Source organism: Brevundimonas sp. Root1423 (assembly GCF_001426805.1).
Genome location: NZ_LMFL01000079.1, coordinates 992 through 3441, shown reverse-complemented (window position 1 = coordinate 3441; position 2450 = coordinate 992). Strand labels below are relative to the sequence as shown.

Genomic DNA, 2450 nt, shown 5'->3' with positions numbered 1-2450 from the left:
AGGAGTGCGGCATGCATTTCCAGGGCTTCCAGGACATCAAGGCCGGCGACTACATCGAGTGCTTCACGGTCGAAGAGATCAAGCGCACGCTGGACTAGGGTTCTCCCTCCCCCGAAGTGGGGAGGGACGGCGCAGCGCAGCGAAGCCCGGGTGGGGAAATGTGAAGCTTCCGCCGTCCGGGCCTGAGGAAGCAATTCCCCACCCGGATCGCTTCGCGATCGTCCCTCCCCATGAAGGGGAGGGAGAGGGCCGCGCCGCCTTTTCGCCTTACCTGTCGGAGATCAAACCGCATGCGCCGTTTCCTGATCGCCGTCCTGACCCTGTCCGCCGTCACCCAGGTCGCCTCGGCCGGCCCCGCCGCGGCGGAGACGCGCTTTCTCGCCTACAACGCCTCGGACCGGGTCACCCAGGCCCTGACGCGGGGCATCACCCTGGAAGCCGAGCGCGGCCTGTTCGGCGCGATCAGCGTGCGGCGGATCATCTCCACCTCGAACCGCGGCCAGGCCGATATCCGGCGCGGCGGCCCCGACGCCGTGCGACGCGCCCTCCCGGCCGGCTCGACCGAGTCGTCTGTCTATTCGATCACGCCCGAGGGCGGCGGCCGGGCCCTGGGCCGGGCGCTTTGTCCTGGTTCGGACGAAGCCTGGATGGTGCTGGGCCGGGTGCGGCTGGCCCGCCCGCTGGCGGTTCACGCCGTCGGGCGTTGGCCGGATGGAACCTATCGGCACTGCGTCCAGCTGTCCTACGACTGGCGCGGCGAGTGGGCGGTTCCTCCCGCGGGCGGCGCCGCGGACGATGCCAACGCGCCTGTGGCGCGATAGGCGTTCACCTCCGCATTCCGCCTCGCTAAGGTTGCGGCGATGTCCGCCGCCGCCCTCCCCCGACAGACCGGATTGAAACGCCTCGCCGGCGCGCTGGCCTTCCTGTGCCTGGTGCTGTTCCTTCTGGCCATCGAGAACCGCCACGCGATCGAGGCCTGGCGGGCCGTGCGGGACGAGGCTGTCCCCGCGGCCGGCCGGGTGGCCGATTGGGCGGGCCGGCTGCCGTCGGGCGCCGCCGATGGGCTATCGGGTCTCAGGACGGCTGTCGCAACGGACCCCGGGATCGTGGCGGCGGACGCGACGGATGCGATGCTTGCCGGCGAGTACGGCCCGACTGATGAGGCGACCCGCGTCACGGCCGGGGCTGTCGCCTTCGTCGGCGCCGACCTGCGGTTCGACAGGGGCGAAACCTTCCACACCCGACCGCTTCGCATCGCCGCCGGACGGGAAGCCTTCGTCGCGGGCCAGACGTATGCCGGCCGCTGGGGGGCTCCGGCCGACGCGCAGATCGAACTGCGCCGCATCGTTCCCGCGGCGCATGGTCGGACCGTCGCGGCCTCGGCGCTTTGCGGCGGCGCGACGCCCGGCGTGGTCGCCCTGTTGCACCGTCAGAACCAGGTGGACGTGCTGATCTTCCGGGCCCGAACTGTCGTCGGCCCCGATGCCGCACCCTCGGCCCTGTGCGGCGCGTGGAGCTTCCGTCAGAGATGAAACGCCGCCGCCGGGAATCCTGGGGCCTGAAGCGCTTTCTGGCCGTCGCCGTTCTGGCCGCCTTCGCGGCCGTCTGGACGTGGACGGCGCCCGGCGACCCGGCGCTCTGGCCTGCCCGCGCGGATGAGGCCCTGGTCGAGGTCCACCTGCTCGACAATGGCTTCCACACCGACCTGGCGGTTCCCCGCCGGGCGCTCGAGGCGCGGCGCGGGCCGCTGGCGGACGCCGTCCGTGGCCTGGCGCCGGGCGACTGGATCCTGATCGGCTGGGGCGACGCGAAATTCTATGTCGACCAGAGCCCCATGGAGAGCCGCCTGCCCGACGGCCTGCGGGCCTTCTTCAAGCCGGGCAACGCCTCGGTGATCATGCTGGACCCGGCGCAGCGGGATCCGCGCGCGGCCTACGCGCCCGGAACTCGCCGGACCCTTCGCCTCTCCGCAGCAGGCTTCGACGCCATGGCGGACCATATCCAGGGCTCGCTCGACCTGAGCGACGGCCACCCGCGCATCGCGGCGGCCCGCGCGGGCGACGACGCGCGCTTCTTCGCCAGCCGGGAGCATTTCTCGATCGGCCATCTGTGCAACCACTGGAGCGCGGGGATTCTGAACGCGGCGGGCCTGCCCGTGCGCCCGATCCGGTCGATCACCTCGGCCGAGGTCATGGCGACCATCGATCGCGCGGAATTGGACACCAGGGCCGCACGGGACTAGACCCCGCGCTCTTTTATTTTTGCCGCGTTCGAAAGGCTCCGCCTTTCCGACCCGACGCGGCTTCGCTTTTTCAGGCCGGGTCCGATCCCCGACAGGCGACGAGGACAGAGCATGAGCAACCGCAAACCGAAGAAGCCCGCCGCCAAGGCCGGCACCGTCAGCCAGCGCCAGCTGCGCGCCTCCGAAATGATCCGCCACGCCCTGGTCG

The 2450-nt window shown here is 71.3% G+C and carries 4 protein-coding genes; all 4 read left to right on the top strand.

Annotation, left to right across the window (positions count from 1 at the left end; translation table 11 throughout):
• Nucleotides 1–98, top strand: a 98-nt coding sequence (locus ASD25_RS33490) for a hypothetical protein (protein ID WP_369816704.1), incomplete at its 5' end; no start/stop codon positions are given.
• A 192-nt stretch (nucleotides 99–290) separates the two neighbouring features.
• Nucleotides 291–821, top strand: a complete 531-nt coding sequence (locus ASD25_RS28280) for a hypothetical protein (protein WP_055831657.1) — start codon at nucleotides 291–293, stop codon at nucleotides 819–821.
• 72 nt (nucleotides 822–893) lie between these two features.
• A complete protein-coding gene (locus ASD25_RS28275; RefSeq protein ID WP_055831656.1) occupies nucleotides 894–1532 on the top strand; it encodes a hypothetical protein in 639 nt (212 codons plus the stop codon).
• On the top strand, nucleotides 1529–2242 hold the full coding sequence (locus ASD25_RS28270; protein ID WP_082560162.1) for a DUF2459 domain-containing protein: 714 nt from the start codon (nucleotides 1529–1531) through the stop codon (nucleotides 2240–2242). Before ASD25_RS28275 ends, ASD25_RS28270 begins: the two co-directional genes overlap by 4 nt.
• Nucleotides 2243–2450 lie beyond the last annotated feature (208 nt).

What these genes read in the sequence shown, in the direction of transcription:
- ASD25_RS28280 (WP_055831657.1), top strand. Translation starts at nt 291, where the DNA reads ATGCGCCGTTTCCTGATCGCCGTCCTGACCCTGTCCGCCGTCACCCAG.
- ASD25_RS28270 (WP_082560162.1), top strand. Translation starts at nt 1,529, where the DNA reads ATGAAACGCCGCCGCCGGGAATCCTGGGGCCTGAAGCGCTTTCTGGCC.